Source organism: uncultured Eudoraea sp. (assembly GCF_947260015.1).
Lineage (GTDB): Bacteria > Bacteroidota > Bacteroidia > Flavobacteriales > Flavobacteriaceae > Eudoraea.
Genome location: NZ_CAMYOM010000010.1, coordinates 1 through 20646 on the forward strand (window position 1 = coordinate 1; position 20646 = coordinate 20646).

Below are 20646 nucleotides of genomic sequence, written 5' to 3' on the forward strand. Positions count from 1 at the left end.
GATCTTTTCACCCAGCCTCTGGATATCCAAAATGATCTTTGATCATACCAGATCATTTGAGCCTCTCGAAAAAACTAAGATTTATCTATACGCAGGAGGAAAAGAAAGTAAAGAACATTTACCCAATGTACAAAAACTGGAGGCCATCATCCGAAAGAAAATGGTAGATGGGCATGCCTTTGATTTTCATTTTTCAGTAAATGAAGATGGTAATCATGCGGAGGTATACTGGAGAGAAGAATTTCCACTGGCCGTGAAATGGCTTTTTTTTGAATCGTAACATATGAAATACATACCTATTGAGCAGCTTGATCCCGAAAAAGATCTTATTCTGCCGTGCCGAAAAAATCAACTAGATCTGCTGAAGAAGTTTACAGCTAATGTTACCCCCGACTTTGAAGGCGAACACGCCACCTTTCAGACTTTTTACGGGAAGGGTGGAAACAGGATTTACGCCCTGGGGATTGGTGAGGAAAAGGATGCGGTAAAGATCGATAAGGCTTTCCAGAAGTTATGTTTTGATACTAAAAAGTACTGGAAGGCTGACATGCAGTTACAAGCTGCAGCTTTGAATGAAGAAGAACTGCAAAAAGCTGTTATAGGCCTTGAAATGGGAACTTACCAGATCGGAAGTTTCAAAACGGAACAAAAAGCCGCCACAGAAACGGAAATTCAGGTTACGGGCAACGGGGACATTACCAGAGTTATTAATGAAGCGGCCCTTATCGGAACTACTATTAACCGAATCAAGTCTCTTATAGATGCCCCGGCGAATCATAAAACACCCGAATATCTTGGTAGTTGGGCTAAAGAATCCGCAGGGCAGAACCAGTATAAATGTACGCTGCTTGGGAAAAGTGAACTGAAAGAACAAGGTTTCGATGCCGTTCTTGCAGTGGGCCGTGGAAGTGAAAACCCTCCGGTGGTGATAGTCACCGAATATATTGCTAAACCTGGTGCGGGGATCGATATCGGCCTGGTTGGGAAAGGGATTACTTTTGATACCGGCGGATTATCTATAAAACCATCCCAAAACCTGCACTATATGAAAAGTGATATGGGAGGTGCCGCAGTGGTCCTTGGTGTCGTAGAACTTGTAGCCAGGATGGGTCTGAATATCAATATAGTGGGGGTAGTAGCTTCAGCAGAGAATGCCGTTGATTCAAAAAGCTACAGACCAGGAGATGTCATAAACTCATATTCAAAAAAGAGTATAGAGATTATTGACACTGATGCGGAAGGGCGCCTGGTGCTGGCAGATGGCCTGAGTTACATAATTAAGCAATTTCAACCGCACCAGGTCATAGATCTGGCTACCCTTACCGGAAGCGTCGTACGTACCTTGGCTTATTCTGCTGCAGGGATGTTTACTAACGACACTGAAATGGCGACTAGCATGTCGGATATTGGAAACCGTATAAACGAACGTGTATGGCAATTACCCCTTTATGAAGAGTTTGAAACTGATCTGCAGTCAGATATAGCAGACCTTCGAAATTTCAGCGGGAAGCCTATTGCCGGAGCCATTACGGCCGCCAAGTTTCTGCAGGCGTTTACAGATGATCATAAACACTGGATGCACCTCGATATAGCCGGGGTGGCTTTTGGGGACTCACACTATGCCAAAATGAAAAGCAGCACGGGCTTTGGTGTTCAACTCATTTTGGAGTATATTAAAACTTTAATTTAGAAATAATGCCCGGACCAACACTAAATTTTCTCTGCATCTCCACCTTTTTTAAAGGGACAGATTTCCTGAAAAGTTGTAAAACTGAAGGAAACAATGTTTACTTGTTAACCTTAAAAAAGCTGGACAAGGAAGATTGGCCCTGGGAGTTTATAGACGATGTATTTTATGTGGAGCAATGGAATGATTCAGATGTACGAAAAGGGATTGCATATAAGTTTCGGTCTATCAGGTTCGATCGTTTTGTGGCTCTGGACGACTTTGATGTAGAGCGGGTAGCAGCATTGCGGGAACACTTCCGGATGCCCGGTATGGGCAGTACAACTGCACGTCATTTCCGCGATAAACTGGCCATGCGATTTAAGGCAAGGGATGAAGGGATTAACGTGCCCCAATTCACAGGGCTTTTTAATGATTCGGATATAAATAACTTTGTAAGTTCTGTGAATCCACCATGGTTGTTAAAACCTCGTTCTGAGGCCTCGGCAGCCGGGATAAAGAAATTACACAATAATAACGATCTATGGGAAAAAGTCCATGCACTTGGTGATGAAAGAGACAATTACCTGGTAGAAAAATTTGCGCCGGGGAATGTATACCATGTAGATGGACTCCAAATGGATGGTGAGGTCATTTTTTCCAGAGTGAGTAAATATCTGGATACGCCTTTTGATGTTGCCCATGGTGGTGGAGTTTTCCGATCCGTGAATTGTGAAATAGGATCTGAACCGGAAAAAGGCCTGACAAAGATGAACGCCCAGGTGATGAAAGCTTTTGGACTGAAGTATGGAGCCTCCCACACAGAGTTCATCGAGTCTAAAGAAACAGGGGCACTTTTCTTTCTTGAAACCTCCTCCAGGGTTGGCGGGGCCAATCTGGCTGAAATGGTAGAATTTGCTTCCGGTGTAAATTTGTGGAAAGAATGGGCCAGGATAGAAACGGCAACCCTTAAGAAAACGGTCTATAAATTGCCAAAGATGTTCAATAAAACTGCGGGGATTGTGGTATCATTAAGTCGCTTTGAACATCCAGACACCTCCGGATTTAATGATCCTGAAATTGTATGGCGAATGAATAAACCCTGGCACATTGGCCTTATCGTAGTAGCTGATACCAGTGAACGTGTACTGGAGTTACTGGACGCTTATACACAGCGGATAACTCACGATTTTCATGCCAGTTCCCCCGCTCCGGATAAACTTCATGATTGAAGGTTTAAATCTCAAAGAAGCCGGCACTGCTGCCTACCCAAATCTTGTCCTTATTGTGTCTTACTCCAACCATTTCACCCTTACTTAAACGCACCAAATTACTAATAATCTGCATTGAATTGGTTTTGCTGCTTCGAATCAACATAATTCGTATCTCACATTTAGCAGGAACATCCAAGGTGTCTACAACGGGGTGATAGGCGACTTTCTCCTGAAGCATATAATTTGCCTTATTGGGCAGGGCATCAATGATTTCTTTGGTCACATTAATTTGAACACCTGTTCCGGCAAAGGAATACAGGGGTTTCAGGACATAATTTTGAAGGTCTGAGGGCAGTGATTCCAACTTATCGAGCAGGTACGATTTTGGAACATAATCGCCTTTTAAAAAGGGCATTAAATACTTACTTATCCGGAAGAACCAGTTCGGATGGCCAATCCACTCTACATCCACCTCATCCACAAAATGAAATTCTCTTTTAAGCTCCGGGCGCTGGTAGAGTTCATCAAAAATTACCCGGTTGTAAATCTTTTCTATTTTCACTTCTATACCATCTTCATCGAGGTAGAAAAGGGTTTTACCACGCTTTTTTAGTTTTGTGAGACACAGGGTCTTCACCCCAAGCCTGATTTCCGTAGCCTTAAAGTCTATAGCGGTGGCTTGCTTTTCGGGCTCTACTTCCAGTATTACCACTTGTTTTGGATCTGTATCTCCAACAATTTCTGAACGCAGGAGTTCCAGGAATTCCGCATGGGTAATGCTGTTGGGGTGGATAGAAAATCCTTCGGGAATATCAAAATGTCGCCTGTAAGTCCTTGCCAATGCTTCCTGGTAATAAAAAAGAGAGGGAAATCCCTGTAGTTCTATCAGTTTAGGGGTGAGTTCACCCTGCTCATCCAGGCAGATGCCGAAATCCATTTGAATAAATTTTGGGTGATCATCCTCGTTGGGAACAATAATTTCATCATTATAAAAGGCACCCTGAGTCAATTCCTTAAAATCCGGCCGGTTTATTACCTTCATAATGTCTGCTGTAGCGTCGAATAGACGCTGACGCAACTTATGTGGAATAAAGATCGGGGTTTCCGCAACCTTGAAACCAGGCACCGTTCCGAAACGCTGTTTCAGGTCATCCATTAAAGCCTGGTACTTTTCTTGAGTGAATTCTTCAATGTACGCTTTTCGATATTCTTTTATCATGGAGATCTAATAGATTAGTTGCCGGGAAACCTGTTCCAATGCGTTTGCAATGAATTTTGGAAGAATCACTGCATGGGTTTTCATGATCTTATCGGGATCATCCATGTGTTCCATCATATCATCGTATTTCTGTTCACCAAAATTTTTAATCACAATTTGTTTGTTCTTTTCCTGAGAAAAATGGATTTTCATCCCCACAGGTTCTGCCTCCGGATGGAATTGTGTGCCCACAAATTCTTCTGAAAAGCGAACAGCCATGATGGCACGTTCAAGTTCCACATGGGTACGTATTTTTTCGAGGCTAAGGATGGTCGCTCCATGTTCTTTGAAGACTTTCAACCTGGGTTGGATCAATTGCCAGTCGCGGGAATCAACAGCATAAAAAGGATCGTCAAGCCCTTCCAGTAAAGGATCTTTTACTCCTGCCTTGGTCTTGTGAACGGGAAGGATTCCGAAGGACGTCCTTTTCCTAATTTTAATAGTCCCTAGCTCAAAATAATCACAAACCAGCTGAAAAGAATAACAGATAAAGAAAAAGTACTTCTTCTGATGCGCTGAGGCCTTGTTAAAGTCCCAAATGTTTTGAACCAATTTCAGATAAGGCTCCCGCCAAGGACCTTCTTCCAATGGACTTCCGGGGCCGCCACTTGAAATATAAATATCAAAAGAAGTGTCCGGCAGCTCATTCTTACCACGAACATCAAAAACTTTGAAGGTACTAAGGTTCTTAAAAGATTTTACAATCTCGACAATAAGGCCCAGTCCCTGATTGGGGACATTTGCATTCATGTCCAAAACTGCTATTTTCCCCTTGGATTTCTCCATTTTACGCATTTGTTTAAGTTCCCAGTAAAGTTTGTTCTGTTATATAGTCTACTACCTTTATGAGATCTTTGGTCTCTTCATAAACGGCTAATTGCCTATCTGCACCGGTCCCCCGTTTCATCATTTCCCTTACATTTTCAACTTCTTTCCGCGATCCAAGGTCATCTACTACGTCGTCTATGAATTTTGTTTTCATTGATAAGCGCTCTGTGATACAGTATAAAATTAAGGTTTTGCGACTTTAGTTTATGCAATTTGGCCACCAGTGCCTGTATTACAGCCGTAATGGTTATAGTCTCCTCTATGGTCAAAGGCACGTCACAGATTCTAACCTCCAGGGTAGGGAAAAAAGGGTGTATTCTGATATCCCACCAGATCTTCTTGGGGTTGTCAATACATTTCGTTTTTACCAATAAATTCACATAGCTCTCATACTCACTTAAACTATTAAAGGCCCCTGGAATTCCCGTTCTTGGAAATTTGTCGAAAACCTTAGACCTATATGATTTGAAGCCCGTATTCCTGCCTTCCCAAAAAGGGGAATTGGTGGAAAGGGCATATAAGTGCGGTAAAAAATAACGCATAGAATTAGTAAGATGGAGTGCCAATGCCTTATCTGCGATACCGACATGTACATGGAGACCAAAGATGAGGTTAGACCTTGCTGTATCCTGCAATTCCATTATAATCTCATCATATCTTGGATTGGGTGTAATGTGCTGTTTTTCCCACTCGGAAAAAGGATGGGTGCCTGCAGCACCAATTTTAAAGCCCAGTCCGTTGGCGATCTCGGATATGGATCGTCTCAGATGTGTCAGCTCAGCATGGGCTTCCTTAATATCTCTGCAAATATTGGTCCCCACTTCAACCACTGCCTGATGCATTTCTGCCTTTACCTGCTCGCTTAGTTGTTTTTCAGCCTCCAAAACAATCTGCTGATCGTGGGAAATTAATTCCCTGCTTTCCGGATCAATTACCTGATATTCTTCTTCAATCCCTAATGTAAATTCCATTTCCGCTTGGGTATTTCTTATTCATCTTTTAAAAATTCACAACGGCCTCCTACTAAAGAGGGGTTTTCTTTCCGGTGATCTGGTCTTGTACAAAAGTACCCCAGGTAAGATTCATCTTCCCTTTTTTATAGGCTTGCGCCCTTTCAATGGCCATATTTGCGGCGTTCTCCACAATCCAGTCGAAATTGTCCTGGCCAACTGAATGGATATCCGCATCGGGCGCCGGGTTACAAAAATCGATAGCGTATGGAATGCCATCCCGGACAGCAAATTCTACTGTATTGAAATCGTACCCCAGGGCTTTGCAAAGCCGGATACAATATTTTTTGACGGTATCCAGAATTGCCGGATCTACCTCAGGTCCGTTAATAACATAACGCAAATGATGCGGATTCCGTGGTTCATACTGCATGATATGCACATTGTCTGTACCCAATACATAACAACGGAAATATTCTTTGAATTGGATTTCTTCCTGAAGCATCATGACTAACTGACCTGTTTCGGCATGTTTTGCCCAGAGGTCTTCAGGGTCATTCACACGGTAAACACTCTTCCAGCCACCGCCGGAATGTGGTTTCATATAGGCGGGAAAGCCGATAGTTTCAAACATTTTATCCCAGTTCAAGGGAAATTTTAGATTACGAAAGGAATCTTCATCCGTATCATCCGGGCGAAACGAAGACGGTAACACAACCGTTTTCGGAACCGGAACCCCTACATTTACAGCCAGGGCATTGTTAAAAAACTTCTCATCGGCACTCCACCAAAAAGGGTTATTTATTACCGCAGTGCCTGTAATAGCTGCATTCTTGAGATAAGTTCTGTAAAAGGGAACATCCTGGGAAATCCTATCTATAATGACGGCATAATCCGTCGGTGCGGCCTGCTCTACCATATCTATACTCACCGCCTCGGCTGTGATACCCTTAATCCCTTTTTCATTTACCCTTTGGATAAACGCCTGTGGAAAGGAGTTTTCCTGACCGAATAAGATTCCTATTTTTTTCATAATGCTGATTTTAGATACTTATAATTTTGAAAGGTATTCCGGGAACATCTGTTTCCAGATAGGCCAGTCGTGCTCTGCCCACTTACGCTCATCCCACCAAAACGGGATGTTCTTTTCACCAAGGATACGTGCTAACTGCTTGTTTGCATCCAGGCAGATATCCCACTCGCCAACACCAAGTACGATCTTCATATTCCAGAGGTCCGGATGGTTAGATCCGGGAAGGTAATCTACCGGATTATTGAAAAACACATTGTCGTCATAATATCCGTCCATAAATGATTTGATATCGAAGGAACCGCTCATACTGAACATATGGCTAACTTTCTCAGGATGTTTAAAAGCGAAGTTCGCTGCCTGATACCCTCCGAAACTAGGCCCTGCCACTGCAACTTTAGGAATGCCTTTCTGATGGCAGATGGCGTTCACAAGCTCTTCCAGGACAAACTTATCATACCAAATATGGTTTTTAACACGCTCCGCCGGATGAATACCCTTATTATACCAACTGAGTTCGTTGATACTGTCCGGACAATAAATTTGAACGAGTCCCTGTTCCAAAAACCATCGTGCAGATTCTATCAGCCCAAAATCCTTACACTCGTAATAACGTCCCGAAGTGGTAGGAAAAAGGATAACAGGATAGCCTGCGTGGCCAAAAACCAGCATTTCAATTTCCCTGCTTAAAGCAGGGGAATACCATTTGGAATACTCTTCTTTCAATAGTTTGATTTAATTAAAAAACGTCTGAAATGCCAAGATACTTTTTTTCCGTTAAATCATGCATATTTATAAGTAAAAAGCCGCTGATACACACCGCATTAGTCTGTTTCTCTTCAGATTGCAAAGTTTCAAAATAATGTTCGTATTATTACCAATACCAGTCCGATTAGAAAGATAGTCGTAAAAATTAATTTGTTATTCTTCGCTAACCAATTAGGAAGAAAAATATCGAAGTTGTCTTTTTGAGAATCCGAATATTTCCTTGCTAAAACGGTCAAAGGACAAAACATTCTGAATAGCAAAAGAACTATTCCTTCACCTATTACAAGCACTATCCCAAGCCAGGTATAGGTGTTAATAGCACCGGTTATTCCGGAGTATACCACATAGAAAATCACAGCTACAAAGAACATCCAGATCAACGTATGTGTCAGTTTTATGACAAAAAGTTTGTTGGTATGATCCATGACTTATCCAAATAAAATAGTGTATTGCAAGGGTAAATCCTCCGGAAAGTTCCTGCCAATATCATCCATTGTATTATTATTTCAAACCTTTTAGCATTGCAACAAATTTAAAGTGTTCTTTTCCAATTTGAAAATCGTGGTCTCCAATCTTTTCAAAACCACTCCTTCCGTAAAAATTTATTGCCCGCTCATTACTTTTAGGAACAGAAAGCCAAATTTTATCAAACCCCTTTTCCCTTGCCGTATTTAGTAAGCTGTTTTGTAATTCCAAACCAATTTTCATAGACAGAAAATCCTGTAAAACATATATTTTTTGCATTTGACAAATGTTTTCGGAAGAACTGAATCTTGTTGGGGAATTTAATTTTGCATAACCTACGGGCAGATCATCTACCAGGGCAAGCCAAAAAAGATTATTGGGGTTTTCAAATCCACTTCTAATTTTTGCTACAGAAAAAGTCCGGTTATAATACGCCAACAGATCGTTTTTATCTCTAAAGTAATATCCAAATGTCTGTGGAAAAGTTACTCTGCCTAATAAGGTGATATATTCAGCATCTGTAGTATTGGCCAATCTAATTTCAATACTTTGCATTTCGTTATTCTGATGATTTCCATGAATGCTAGTTTTGTAGGACAACCTCATCGAATTCAACTATTAATTTCCTGTCAACCTGAGTTGATGCATACTTATACAATGCAATCCACCCCCACCTCAATTCACCGCTAAAGCATCTAATACAACCACCATTCCATATGGCCCAGTACCAGATTAGTTTATTTCATTTTTAGTGCTTTTATCATATTTAGCTACTGCTTCGCTTTAGCCATATCAACATTCTCAATAAATTCTATCAGGCCTTTAAAATAAATTTCCGCATCATCATACATAGCTAAATGGCTACCATTTGGACAATGCAAATAGCGGCCGTTCTGAACTTCTGAAGCTATCCATTCCATGTGTTTTGGATCCATGGTGTCATAAGCCCCCCCAATAGCTAAGGTCGGAACTGTAATTTTTGAAAGTTCTGATTTTACATTCCAATTCTTCAATTTTGCATCACCCACCACGCCAAATTCACTTGGGCCTTGCATAGTTACATAGAAATCCATATTTACGTGGGCAAATGCCCTGTTTACAGGGTTAGGCCATTCTTCCAATGGCATTCGCAATACATGTTCCGGATAATAGTTGTTATAAATTAACTCAGAATATCGTGGGTTGCTATAATCACCTTTTGATTCCAGCACCCTTATTTCTTCTAATACATCCGGGGGTAATTGGGGGCCAAGAACATCATTGGCATAGGTAACATAATCCTGGATAGATGCCATCATGTTCGATATAATAAGGCCTTTTAGATTTTCCTGGTATTTTAGCGCGTATTCCATGCATAAGATGCCTCCCCAAGAACTTCCATAGAGGTAAAAATTATCTGAATTTAAACCAAGTGCCTTTCTAACCTGTTCCACCTCGTCCACATACCGGTCAACACTCCATAAGGTACTATCACTAGGCGTGTCACTGTAAAAAGATTCGAGCTGATCATAGTAGTAATATTCTATTTCAGCGTTGGGGAAGTAAGAATCAAAAACTTCCAGATATTCATGGGTAAAACCTGGCCCGCCGTGTAGTAACAATACCTTCATGTCAGGGTTGTTTCCAATCCTTTTTGTCCAAACTTTAAATTCTCCTGCTGAGGTTTGAACCGGAATCATTTTTACCCCTCCACTTAATTTATCATCACGATCAGAATAATCTAAATAACTACTTGTTTGAACACTTGTCTTTTGTGTTTCCTGTTTATTTGTACAGCTTTGGAGGATTAGAAATACGGAAAGAATTAAGACTAACTTTCTCATGGATTTTAGGTTTAGGTTAATTATAAATTATTGAATTTCACTTTTGAAGTATACGAGGAACTTAGCTGTTTGCAATACTTTGTTATTCATTATGCAATTAATTTTCTATACGTGTTGATCGATAAGAATAGAATTTCCATCCGGGTCAAGTATAACAAAACTTGCGGGTCCGCTTGTACTTTCATCTGCTTCACTTTCCAGCTTGGTTCCTTTTTCTTTTAATTCCCTCTGAATTTCTCTTACGTCATCAAATTTTTTAAGTTTATTGGCTTCCGTGTCCCATCCAGGGTTAAAAGTCAAAATATTGTTTTCAAACATCCCTTGAAATAGTCCAATAAGTGAATTTTCGTTTTTCATTATCAGATAATTTTTTGCGATTTCGCCTGCGAAAACTTTAAAGCCTAAATTTTCATAAAATTCTTTTGACACATTAATGTCCTTAACACTAAGACTGATAGAAAATGCTCCTAATTTCATATTGTTTCCTTTTTATGCTAACTGTATTAGATTCTATTTTTCCTGTGGGCTTTCTTTAAGTTTTAAAATAATTTTCCATGGGTATAAAGTAGTGCTCAAGCCAACCTTTTTTATATTGCGTCTGCCCTTCGGGGATGTTACTGTGATTTAAAATAAGCTCCGTCCCGTTTTCTGATTCTTTCAATTGGATTATTAACTTAGAATCTTTATCGTTGTCACCAAACTCTGATGTTCGCCAGCTTTGTATAATTTCTTTATTCGGCTTTAGCTCAATATTTTTCCCTTCAATATAACCGTCCCAGGCAGTAAACTTACCCCCAATTATATTGCTGCATTTTGCCGGACCTCCGGTCATCTCAGAATGCTGAATACTATCCAGCCATGCATCATAAATTTCAGATGGTTTTGCCTTAAAGTTATGTCTTAACTCAAATGATTCTTTCATGATTAATTTGATTCTGAATTTTGAAGATTGTTTTTACAACCAAAATTTAATAAAATCAAAGCGATAAAAGTTAGATATTTTATTTTCTTATTAATTAGCCTAAATAGGCTACGATCGTTTTTTACTTTGTTAGTTACAGTGATTTCCATTTTTCAATAATTGATTTTTCTCTGGCCAAAATTGATTTTGGATTTAATTCAACCTTATCTCTTTGTTTTTGACTCACTGCATCAGAATTCCACCAATCATAAGTATCTTTTATGGTTTCAACTAAAGGTCTAAATGAAAGACCATTTTCTTTTGCTTTATGATTATTGATTTTTGCTGACCCTTTATTATTTTCTATTGGCATGATCCATGGGACAATGTGATTTACTTTATTCTCTTTCAAAAAATCATAATCATCAATCTTGACAAGTGATGTCTTTATGTCAAATGCATTTTTTGCTTCCTCGACAAATGAATATATGTTTTGTGATTCTTTAGGACCAACAGCGTTATATGTTCCTCCTTTTTTATCTTCTATTAATCGAATCATCCATTCAGCTGCATCTCTTACGTCTATATATTGAACCATATCATTTGCTTTTCCAGGCACCATTGTTTCTCCACCTTTGCTCAATCTAATTGGCCAGTATATGAATCTATTCGATTTGTCGGCAGGTCCAATCATATAAGTTGGTCTTACGACAATTGTTCTATTTATTCCGAATTGGTTAATAGCTTCAATTTCAGAATTCGCTTTCATTGTTCCATATCCATATTCCATTTTTTGTTCCTCATCAATTCCCTCTGGTTCAGAAAGTATGACTTTCGAATCTTCTTTGTAATCACTGTTTAAATAAGGATAGTAAACGCCAGTTGAAGAAGTATATAGATATAGTTCACAATTTTCCTTTAATAGTGCTGCAGAATTTTTAGTCCATTCAGCATTGTGGCCAGAATTATCAATTACAACATCCCATTTACGATTGTACAATGCGGTCAAATTATCGTTTCTATCACCAATAAGTTGCTCAACATCCTTGAAAAGATTTTTATAAATAGATGGTTTGGTTTTCCCTCTTGTAAAAGTTGTAATTGAATGTCCTCTGCCAAGGGCATAAGCAATTTGATGTGGCCCTAAAAAACTAGTTCCTCCCAGAATTAGAATCTTTAATTTCTTTCTTTTGCTTGTGCATGATGAAAGCTCGTAAGTACCTGCCACTAACCCTGCCGCAGTTAATGCCTTTAAAAAAATTCTTCTTTTCATATTATTTCATAGAATTATCTCAACCAATTGGCCCATGGAGCCATTTATAAATAAACTTGAAAAAAAATAACAGTACGAAGACCAGTTTTGTTAAGTTACAAAAATTCCAGAGATCAATGATTGTTGTCTTTCGAAAGAAAGGTGTTCGTGAATTCTATAATTAACCATGGAAATGACATTGTCAAATGCCGGATTTCACTTTCACTCTTTTTGTTACCACGACCAATACTGCTAAATTTTGCTAGTCCTGCGTTTAAACCAACACCGGCGGTATTTCCTAATACAAAACCAGAAAAAAACCTAATTATGCAATGTCAATTGAAAGCTTTTTCTGGGAACATCAATGTCCAGGACTTTTACAATTGTCTGTTGGTCTGGACTTACATATTCCTTCACATATTTTACGATAATTTCTGATATATTAGAAATATGAATCAGTCCACTTTCTTTGATAGTAAAATCGACAAAACAACCAAATATTGTAATGTTGTTGATTATGTCCGGAAGTAATTGACCTACATAAAGGTCGGTTAGTGATGTTTTATTTTGATTGCAGTTAAAAATTGATTACCGCTTTTGCCTTTACTAATTAGTTGATATTCAAAATATTATTGTTTATATTTAAGAATCAGTCACCAGGAATCCAGACGATTGGAACCCGAAGAATATTGAAAAATTTGAAGAGGATGGATGGAACGTATGAGTATAGAATAATTTAAAACAGGAACATATGAAAAATTTAAAACTTTGGATAGTTGCGATCAGTTTGTTAATTGGATTGCATGTACTTGCACAGACCCCAGATCAAATAGATCCTCTAAACGCAGCGGCAATGATGGAGAATGTCCAGAATATGCAGAAAGATATGGCGCGTCTTAAGGCATTGAAACCCATGACCAATGAACAACTTAAGGCATGGCTGCCCGAGGCATTGGGAGAACTAAAAAGGGTCAGATTTTCAGTTGGCGATGGCGGCACCGGTATGGTTGCTATAACCGGCAGGTACAATGCCACTGATGAGCCCGAATACCTAAATACGGACGATATGAGAGATGTAGTCAATACCAAGAATAAAACACTCGTACTTGAAGTTATGGATGGAGCAGGATCCGGAGCCGATATGTTTTCTTCCATGGTAATGCTGAATAGTATGAACTTTGAATCGGAAGATGAATATAAGCAAGTGAAACGAGTCAATGTTAATGGCATTAGTGCCCAACAGACCTATCATAAACAGTCAGATAAAACCGAACTACAATTTTTTCACAAGGATCGATTTGGAATAACTGTCACTGCCACCTTTATGGATCCGGAGGAAACCTGGGCGTACATGGAAATATTTGACCTGGAAGATTTACCGCCAAAAGATTAAGTACAGAAAAAAGAACTGGACCAGGGCTTTTCATAGGAGTCATTGTTGTAGCCAGTTTTTTATTTGATGATATCATTTATCCGACCAAACTGCCAGTTCATTTTCAGAGGGATCAACAAAATGAAACCTGCTACCACCCGGAAAAGAAAAAATATCTTTTATGATTTTACCGCCAGCCTCTGTAATTTTATTTTTTATCAGGTCAAGGTTTTTATGATATAAAACAATTAATACACCATTTACAATTTCATTTTCAGTTTTTTCAAATCCTCCCTCAAGTCCACTTTCCGAAAAAGCTGTATAAGTTGGTCCATAATCCGTAAAAGTCCAATCAAAAGAAGTGGTATAAAATTCCTTTATTTTTTCAAGGTCTTTCGCTTTAAATTCAACGTAATTAATATGATTGTCTTTTATTTCCATTTTAACAGATTTAATCTATTTTACTTTTTTTATCCCTCCCGGTAATTCGGTCGCCTAAAGTTAATGTTATTCCATCAATTCAATTAAATAAAAAACTTAATCAGTAACCCGGCATAGAACTTATTAGAGTTTTGCAACTCCTTTGCAGTTTGCACCCATATATTGTTAAACCAACGGTATTCCGGCAATAGGAATCAATTTTTAGCACTATGGAATTATGAAACAGGTTTTTCCCAAAGAGATCCTGGAAAATACCGCCGAAGTACACCGGTTTAAGCACAGCACAAAAAGTAAGGTCATATATCTGCTCCTCCTTGTACTGCTGTTAGGGTCTTTTATGACCCTTCCCTTTTTAAAAGTAGATGTGGTTGCTACCGCGAGGGGCATTATTAAACCCAATAAGGAGCGCCTTAATATAAGCCTTATAACCTCTGGTCAGGTGTTTTTTAGCCTCCTTGCCAACAATAAAAAGGTAACAAAAGGAGACACCCTCCTAATACTCGAGAATCAGGGGATAGACCAGAAGCTTAGTCTTTCTGCCTTTCAAAGCCGCGAGACATTTGCCTTTACCCAGGATCTTAGCCTGCTTTTACATCAAAAAAAAGTAAGGCTCTCAGAATTGACTTCGGCCAAATACCAAAAGGAATATCTGCAGTACGCTCAAAAACGCACAGAACTGCAGCTTCGCATGCAAAAGCTAAAGGCAGACTTTGAGCGCTATAAATTGCTATATAACAAAGGGGTTATAGCCCGGGTAGAATATGATAATTACAAATTAGACTATGACCTGGCCTTATCAGAACTGCTGCAGCATAGGAAACAACAGCAAAATTCCTGGCAGGCAGATTTAACCCGGTACAACAATACCCTAAAAGAGTTGCAGGCTACTGATGACCAACTGGTGGAACAAAAAAGCCAATACATAATCACAGCCCCGGCCAATGGCACCTTGTTAAATGTACAGCAGCAGGATGCCGGTAATTTTGTTAATGCGGGTTCCGTACTGGCTCAAATATCTCCCAACACCTCTTTGTTGGTAGAGTGCTATGTGAGTCCGTCAGACATAGGTCTGATCAAAGAACAGGACCGCACCAACTTCCAGATTGACGCTTACAACTACAACCAATGGGGCCTGGCGTCGGGGCGAGTTATTGAGATAGGGAAAGACATAGAATTTCTGGAAGAGCAATCTGTCTTTAAGGTGCGTTGTAGCCTTGACCAGAAATACCTTCTGCTAAAAAACGGATTTAAGGGAAACCTTAAAAAAGGGATGACCTTAAATGCCCATTTTAAGTTGAGCAGGCGAAGCCTGTTTGAATTACTGTATGATAAAATGGACGATTGGTTAAATCCGTCTAATAATTCTGTCACTCCTCCAGAATTTTAAATGTTCATGCAAGTGTTATGCGGGGAATATCGTGAATTTAGCTGAGAACAAATCATCCAGGTGCGCAATGGAGGGTTTATAACTAAATGTGTAATTAAAAATTAAAAAAGATGGAAGAATTGACTTTATACGAATTAAAAAACACAGAAGGGGGAATGCTAATTGGCGCACCTCCTGGGTTTATAATAAACGCTGCCATTGTAGCGGGTAGGTCTGCCAGTGCCTGGTGGAAAGGATTTAAAAATGGAACGGATTATTTTTAATTTAATAAAACCATAAAGAAAATGAGAAATTTAGATAAAAATGAATTGAAAAAAATAGTGGGCGGTTATAAGGCTGCCTGGTATGAAATAGCAGCTTTTATGGCAGGTGATATGGCCGGGAGAGGTTTTGATTTTGTCCATGGATTTTGGGATGGGATTAATGGAGTTGCGCGACATTAGAGAATTTGATTTGATTATTATAACTTTTAAAATGAAATAAAAATGGAATTAGAATATTTAAGATTTGATGAAACAATAGGAATCAATGGCGGAGTCAAAAGCGACTACAATTTTGGCCATGCGGTTGGAGACCATCTTCGTCACGGTTTTCAAACCTTTGGCGATATAGTTTCATGGGCTTTTGGTCTTTTTAATGGTTAATACGTTTACAGGCGGTAAAAAGTCACTCTTCATATTTGGGGTGACTTTTTTGACGTGCCAGTCTTCTTGCTCATTATAAAAGTTTTTTAGGATCATTGCCAATGGGTCAATTCAAGTATAGATCTCAATATGAAAGCCAAGGTGTGAAATCAAAGTTCAAATAATTTAATTTTTTATTAAATTCTCCTTACTCTATGAAGAATCAAAGTAAAAACTTCGGTAAAGAAGTAATTGTTCAAAAGATTAAAGCAATAGTCAATTTCGTAAAGAATCCTGATAACAAATTGAGCAGATCTAATGATGTCAAAAAGAACCTTAAATCTGTCTTCATATTTTATTTGATCAAGTTATTTTTTCTGTTACTATGGATTATTGTAGTAACGACGTGGGTAGAATTAGGTGAGCCTCCGGTAGTAGCTATAAGAAATAAACTATCACCTCTAAATTTTATGCTATATGCCTTACTATTCGGACCTTTCCTGGAGGAAGCAATATTTAGATTGTCACTTGTTTTTAAACCATTATATATTACAATATCCGTTTTCCTTTTGACATATGTCCTTGCTTCTAAATTGGGTTTTGGGATTGGCCATTTAGATATTGATAATTATGTACTGGAAAGAATTCTTATATCAGCTCTATTTGCGTTGATCACCTATTTTTTTGCTAATAAATATTTCACCTATTTTTTAAAATTTTGGAATACAAATTTTAGATGGATTTATTATACGACTATAATTGTTTTTGCATTACTTCATTTAGAGTTTACTGAATTAACTTTTAATAAATTCCTGTTTTTCCCATTACTTACTTTTCCTCAGTTATTGGGTGGCACAATAGGCGGTTATATTAGAATTAAATACGGCTTTATTTATTCTTGCCTATTTCATGGCATTAATAATATCTTGCCCACTTTATCTGTCCTTTAATAAATCGATAGTTAAGTGCAAAGTTTATGCCGGGAATGCAATCATATTAGCAGAAATGAATCATCTCAGTGCGCACTGAAGGTTTAATTTATTAATGCTTACTTAATTATAACAAATAGAAAAAATGAAAACTATAGAATTAAACACAAAGGATCTTCAAAAAATTAATGGAGGCACAAAAAAAGATTATAACAATGGACACGATTTAGGTGTAAAATTAATGGATGCTCTAAAAAATGCAGCCTATTATCATTTTAGGCATTGTTTTTTATATTAAAGGTTTAGAAGAGTATTATTTAGAAAACGCCTCATTTAATGAGGCGTTTTTTTGTTTTAATTAAAATGCAATTTGCAACCCTTCTGCAGCCAGTCACACTAAATTGTTCCATTACAATTTCCAAGTATGGCCAGAATAACCAATAAGCAACACGACATCACAGATTGCGGCGCAGCCTGCCTGGCTTCTGTTGCAGCATATTACCACCTGCAACTACCCATTGCCCGGATCAGGCAATATGCAGGCACCGATAAAAAAGGCACTAATGTACTTGGTCTTTTGGAAGCAGCTCAAAAACTGGGCTTTGAAGCCAAAGGCGTGCGTGGAGATTTTGACAGCCTTTTTAAAATACCTAAGCCTGCTATTGCACATATTATAGTGAAAGAGGTATTGCATCATTATGTGGTAATTTATGATCTGACCAAAACGCACATTACCATCATGGACCCCGCTTATGGGAAACTCCTTAAAAAAAGTCATGAAGAATTCAGAAAAGAATGGACAGGTGTTTTAGTGATTCTTGAGCCAGAAGAGAATTTTGTGGGGGGCAATGAAAAAGTCTCAGTCTACAAGCGTTTCTGGTTTCTTTTAAAGCCACATAAATGGGTGCTGCTACAGGCATTGGCAGGAGCTGTGGTGTATACGCTTTTAGGATTTTCCACGGCTATATATATTCAAAAATTAACCGATTTTGTTTTTGTAGGAGGGAATACCAGGCTATTGAATTTATTAAGTGTCATTATGGTGGCACTACTTTTACTTCAGCTGTTAATTGGCATATTTAAGGATGTTTTTTTGATAAAAAGTGGTCAGCAGATAGATGTACGCCTTATCCTGGGCTACTACAAGCACCTTTTAAAACTACCACAGCAGTTTTTTGATACCATGCGGGTAGGGGAGATCATTTCCCGTATAAATGATGCCGTAAAAATAAGGGCCTTTATTAATGGGGTATCACTAAACCTAACCGTAAACGTGCTTATCATTTTCTTTTCGTTTGCCCTCATGTTTTCCTTTTATTGGAAACTGGCATTTATTATGCTAACGGTAGTTCCGGTCTATGCAGGGGTCTATTTTATAGTTAACAGGCTAAACAGGAAAACGGAAAGGAAGATCATGGAAAAATCAGCGGAACTGGAAAGTCAGCTTGTAGAATCTCTGAATGCCGTTGGAACCATAAAGCGATTTGGACTGGAAAGTTTTGCCAATATAAAGACCGAAACCAAATTTATAAGTCTTTTAAAAACCGGATACAATTCAGCATTAAATTCGGTTTTCTCATCCACTAGTAGTGGTTCCATTTCCAAATTGTTTACCATCATCCTTTTATGGAGCGGTACTTACTTTGTGGTACAACGAGAAATTACCCCGGGAGAGCTAATGTCTTTTTATGCCATTGTGGGTTATTTTACCGGGCCGGTGGCAAGCCTGATTAGTGCTAACAGGGAAATACAAAATGCGCTGATAGCGGCAGACAGGTTATTTGAGATCATGGATTTGGAAAGGGAACAAACGGAAAACAAAATCCTGCTCAGAAAGGAAATTCTCGGCGACATTCATTTTAAGAAGGTTGCCTTCAGATACGGCACAAGGGTAGAGGTCTTTAAAAACTTAAACCTGACGATCCCTCAGGGTAAGATTACAGCCATTATAGGAGAAAGTGGTTCTGGGAAATCTACATTAATATCATTATTGCAAAACCTATATCTCATTCAAAAAGGAACTATTTCCATAGGGGAAATTGATCTGAAATATGCCGATAATACAAGTCTCAGGGATGTGGTTTCTGTAGTGCCTCAAAAGATTGATTTGTTTGCAGGGAATGTGATAGATAATATTGCCGTGGGTGAATTTGCCCCGGAAATGGAAAGGATTACTCTTATCTGTAAGAGGATTGGTATTCTGGATTTTATAGAAAACCTACCCAACGGATTTAATACCTATCTGGGTGAGAATGGGGCTACTCTCTCCGGCGGACAAAAACAACGGCTAGCTATTGCCAGGGCACTATACAAAGAACCTGAAGTTTTAGTGTTGGATGAGGCAACTTCCTCCCTGGATAGCACTTCAGAAAATTATGTCCAAAGGGCTATTGCAAGCCTTAGAGAAGCTAACAAAACCATTGTACTTATTGCTCATAGACTGAGTACGGTAATTAATGCGGATAAAATCGTGGTGCTGCATCATGGGAAAGTACTGGAGGAGGGCTCCCATAGTTTCCTATACCACGCAAGAGGTCATTATTATCAATTGTGGGAACAACAAATGCCGGTAGCCGTATAATTATAGAAAGCTTAATAAATATCCAAATAGTGCTCCACCTAGAACAATAAACGCGCTGTTCAGTTTCTTGAAGACGAAAACTACTAGTAAACTAACAAGGGCGATTAAAATAGTTCGCCAATCAGTCAGGGTGTCTCTTCCCATTGTAATACATACTGCAACGATCAATGCTACGGCCGCAACATTTACGGCATCTAAAAATGCTCCGATTATTTTTGACTTTCGCATTTTGGGGATTAATGGATTTAAAATCAGAACGAAAAGAAATGAAGGAAGAAAAATTCCTATGGTAGCAGCAATTGCTCCTGTAACACCATTCATTTGCCAACCAATAAAGGTGGCTGTAGATAACACAGGTCCCGGTGTAATTTGTCCAACTGCAACAGCATCAATCAAGGCTTGCCTGCTAAGCCAACCGCTTGCAACCAATTCTGTATCGAGAAAAGCAAATAAAACATAGCCACTACCATATAAAATAGCGCCCACTTTTAAAAAAACCAGAAAGATTTTTAGAGTTCCTGTTTTTAGTGGTTCTGTTGCCTGAAAAAGCAGGAATGGAACGATACTGTATATATTGGCTATGTTTTTCCTGATATAGTAAATAGCCAAACCAAGTACTCCACAACCAAAAAGGGCTATAATTTCATTGCCGCCTAAAAGACAGAAAGTAACAGTAACTACTCCTAAAATTGCGAGTTCTGAATTTTTAATCGCTTTTTTCCCAAGCCGGAAAGCAGCCATTAAAATAATTGCTATAACGGCAGGTTTAATACCATAAATAAATGGTTCAACTTTTGGTAATTGTCCATATTGCTGATAGAGCCAGGCAAAAATTGAAGTGATGACAACCGCGGGGAAAATAAAACAGATACCTGCAACAAATAAACCTTTCCAACCGGCACGCTCGTGTCCGCAATGCATGGTCATTTCTGTTGAATTAGGTCCCGGAATTAAATTTGTTGCCCCGACAAGATCCAGAAAGTGTTCTTGTGTCATCCACTTTCTTTTGGTAACAACTTCATCTTCCATCATTGCAATGTGGGCCGCAGGACCACCAAAAGCAATGCTCCCTAACTTAAAAAACAGTTTGGCAATTTCTGTAAGTTCTTTTCTATGGGACATTTTAAATTCCGTTCAATTCTTTGTTTTATCTTGATT

25 protein-coding genes and 1 pseudogene are annotated in these 20646 nt (G+C 38.8%); 11 read left to right on the plus strand and 15 right to left on the minus strand.

Features of this window, described 5'->3' with window-relative positions:
- The 3 genes and pseudogenes from Q0X66_RS06490 to Q0X66_RS06500 all read left to right on the plus strand — a co-directional run.
- Nucleotides 1-280, plus strand: a pseudogene (locus Q0X66_RS06490) (carbohydrate esterase); the annotation flags it as partial.
- Nucleotides 281-283: 3 nt separating this feature from the next.
- A complete protein-coding gene (locus Q0X66_RS06495) occupies nucleotides 284-1690 on the plus strand; it encodes a M17 family metallopeptidase (RefSeq protein ID WP_297704459.1) in 1407 nt (468 codons plus the stop codon).
- A gap of 5 nt (nucleotides 1691-1695) precedes the next feature.
- Complete coding sequence (locus Q0X66_RS06500; protein ID WP_297704461.1) at nucleotides 1696-2898, plus strand: ATPase; 1203 nt, start codon at nucleotides 1696-1698, stop codon at nucleotides 2896-2898.
- 4 nt (nucleotides 2899-2902) lie between these two features.
- On the opposite strand, the gene Q0X66_RS06505 is transcribed toward Q0X66_RS06500, so the two are convergent.
- The 13 genes from Q0X66_RS06505 to Q0X66_RS06560 form a co-directional block, all read right to left on the minus strand.
- Nucleotides 2903-4099 (minus strand): hypothetical protein, encoded by a 1197-nt coding sequence (locus Q0X66_RS06505; RefSeq protein ID WP_297704463.1) that lies wholly within the window; start codon nucleotides 4097-4099, stop codon nucleotides 2903-2905.
- 6 nt (nucleotides 4100-4105) lie between these two features.
- Nucleotides 4106-4924: a GMP synthase gene (locus Q0X66_RS06510; protein WP_297704465.1), complete on the minus strand. Its 819-nt coding sequence runs from the start codon at nucleotides 4922-4924 to the stop codon at nucleotides 4106-4108.
- Between the two features lie 13 nt (nucleotides 4925-4937).
- Nucleotides 4938-5120 carry a hypothetical protein gene (locus tag Q0X66_RS15915; protein WP_366938676.1) on the minus strand — a complete coding sequence of 61 codons (183 nt, stop codon included), beginning with the start codon at nucleotides 5118-5120 and terminating at the stop codon, nucleotides 4938-4940.
- On the minus strand, nucleotides 5086-5937 hold the full coding sequence (locus Q0X66_RS06515; protein WP_366938677.1) for a carboxylate-amine ligase: 852 nt from the start codon (nucleotides 5935-5937) through the stop codon (nucleotides 5086-5088). The genes Q0X66_RS15915 and Q0X66_RS06515 overlap by 35 nt, the downstream gene beginning before the upstream one ends.
- Nucleotides 5938-5989: 52 nt before the next feature.
- On the minus strand, nucleotides 5990-6949 hold the full coding sequence (locus Q0X66_RS06520) for a hypothetical protein (RefSeq protein ID WP_297704467.1): 960 nt from the start codon (nucleotides 6947-6949) through the stop codon (nucleotides 5990-5992).
- Nucleotides 6950-6967: 18 nt separating this feature from the next.
- Entirely contained in the window at nucleotides 6968-7672 is a 705-nt protein-coding gene (locus tag Q0X66_RS06525) for an alpha/beta fold hydrolase (protein WP_297704469.1), read from the minus strand.
- 128 nt (nucleotides 7673-7800) lie between these two features.
- Nucleotides 7801-8139, minus strand: coding sequence for a hypothetical protein (locus Q0X66_RS06530; RefSeq protein WP_297704471.1), 339 nt, complete (start codon nucleotides 8137-8139; stop codon nucleotides 7801-7803).
- A gap of 76 nt (nucleotides 8140-8215) precedes the next feature.
- Nucleotides 8216-8734: a GNAT family N-acetyltransferase gene (locus Q0X66_RS06535; protein ID WP_297704473.1), complete on the minus strand. Its 519-nt coding sequence runs from the start codon at nucleotides 8732-8734 to the stop codon at nucleotides 8216-8218.
- A 215-nt stretch (nucleotides 8735-8949) separates the two neighbouring features.
- Nucleotides 8950-10002, minus strand: a complete 1053-nt coding sequence (locus tag Q0X66_RS06540; RefSeq protein ID WP_297704475.1) for a proline iminopeptidase-family hydrolase — start codon at nucleotides 10000-10002, stop codon at nucleotides 8950-8952.
- A 105-nt stretch (nucleotides 10003-10107) separates the two neighbouring features.
- Nucleotides 10108-10479: a VOC family protein gene (locus Q0X66_RS06545; protein WP_297704477.1), complete on the minus strand. Its 372-nt coding sequence runs from the start codon at nucleotides 10477-10479 to the stop codon at nucleotides 10108-10110.
- Between the two features lie 55 nt (nucleotides 10480-10534).
- Nucleotides 10535-10924 carry an SRPBCC domain-containing protein gene (locus Q0X66_RS06550; RefSeq protein ID WP_297704479.1) on the minus strand — a complete coding sequence of 130 codons (390 nt, stop codon included), beginning with the start codon at nucleotides 10922-10924 and terminating at the stop codon, nucleotides 10535-10537.
- Nucleotides 10925-11057: 133 nt separating this feature from the next.
- Nucleotides 11058-12176: an NAD-dependent epimerase/dehydratase family protein gene (locus Q0X66_RS06555; protein WP_297704481.1), complete on the minus strand. Its 1119-nt coding sequence runs from the start codon at nucleotides 12174-12176 to the stop codon at nucleotides 11058-11060.
- Between the two features lie 300 nt (nucleotides 12177-12476).
- A complete protein-coding gene (locus tag Q0X66_RS06560; protein WP_366938678.1) occupies nucleotides 12477-12740 on the minus strand; it encodes a S1 RNA-binding domain-containing protein in 264 nt (87 codons plus the stop codon).
- Nucleotides 12741-12906: 166 nt separating this feature from the next.
- Between Q0X66_RS06560 and Q0X66_RS06565 the strand changes: the two genes are divergently transcribed.
- A complete protein-coding gene (locus tag Q0X66_RS06565; RefSeq protein ID WP_297704483.1) occupies nucleotides 12907-13548 on the plus strand; it encodes a hypothetical protein in 642 nt (213 codons plus the stop codon).
- 72 nt (nucleotides 13549-13620) lie between these two features.
- Here Q0X66_RS06565 and Q0X66_RS06570 read toward each other — a convergent pair whose 3' ends face one another.
- Nucleotides 13621-13968, minus strand: a complete 348-nt coding sequence (locus tag Q0X66_RS06570) for a VOC family protein (protein WP_297704485.1) — start codon at nucleotides 13966-13968, stop codon at nucleotides 13621-13623.
- Nucleotides 13969-14185: 217 nt separating this feature from the next.
- On the opposite strand from Q0X66_RS06570, the gene Q0X66_RS06575 reads away from it, so the two are divergent.
- The 7 genes from Q0X66_RS06575 to Q0X66_RS06605 all read left to right on the plus strand — a co-directional run bounded on the left by Q0X66_RS06575 (nucleotide 14186) and on the right by Q0X66_RS06605 (nucleotide 19488).
- A complete protein-coding gene (locus tag Q0X66_RS06575; protein WP_297704487.1) occupies nucleotides 14186-15355 on the plus strand; it encodes an HlyD family efflux transporter periplasmic adaptor subunit in 1170 nt (389 codons plus the stop codon).
- A 110-nt stretch (nucleotides 15356-15465) separates the two neighbouring features.
- Nucleotides 15466-15618, plus strand: coding sequence for a hypothetical protein (locus Q0X66_RS06580; protein WP_297704489.1), 153 nt, complete (start codon nucleotides 15466-15468; stop codon nucleotides 15616-15618).
- A 21-nt stretch (nucleotides 15619-15639) separates the two neighbouring features.
- Nucleotides 15640-15798, plus strand: coding sequence for a hypothetical protein (locus tag Q0X66_RS06585; RefSeq protein WP_297704491.1), 159 nt, complete (start codon nucleotides 15640-15642; stop codon nucleotides 15796-15798).
- Nucleotides 15799-15840: 42 nt separating this feature from the next.
- Complete coding sequence (locus Q0X66_RS06590) at nucleotides 15841-15999, plus strand: hypothetical protein (protein WP_297704493.1); 159 nt, start codon at nucleotides 15841-15843, stop codon at nucleotides 15997-15999.
- A gap of 194 nt (nucleotides 16000-16193) precedes the next feature.
- On the plus strand, nucleotides 16194-16928 hold the full coding sequence (locus Q0X66_RS06595) for a CPBP family glutamic-type intramembrane protease (RefSeq protein WP_297704495.1): 735 nt from the start codon (nucleotides 16194-16196) through the stop codon (nucleotides 16926-16928).
- Between the two features lie 124 nt (nucleotides 16929-17052).
- The gene (locus Q0X66_RS06600) at nucleotides 17053-17205 is read left to right on the plus strand and encodes a bacteriocin (RefSeq protein ID WP_297704497.1); all 153 of its coding nucleotides are present in this window, start codon (nucleotides 17053-17055) and stop codon (nucleotides 17203-17205) included.
- A 126-nt stretch (nucleotides 17206-17331) separates the two neighbouring features.
- Nucleotides 17332-19488, plus strand: coding sequence for a peptidase domain-containing ABC transporter (locus tag Q0X66_RS06605; protein WP_297704499.1), 2157 nt, complete (start codon nucleotides 17332-17334; stop codon nucleotides 19486-19488).
- On the opposite strand, the gene chrA is transcribed toward Q0X66_RS06605, so the two are convergent.
- Nucleotides 19489-20610: a chromate efflux transporter gene (gene chrA, locus Q0X66_RS06610; protein ID WP_297704501.1), complete on the minus strand. Its 1122-nt coding sequence runs from the start codon at nucleotides 20608-20610 to the stop codon at nucleotides 19489-19491. It abuts the gene before it with no gap.
- Nucleotides 20611-20646: the final 36 nt, after the last annotated feature.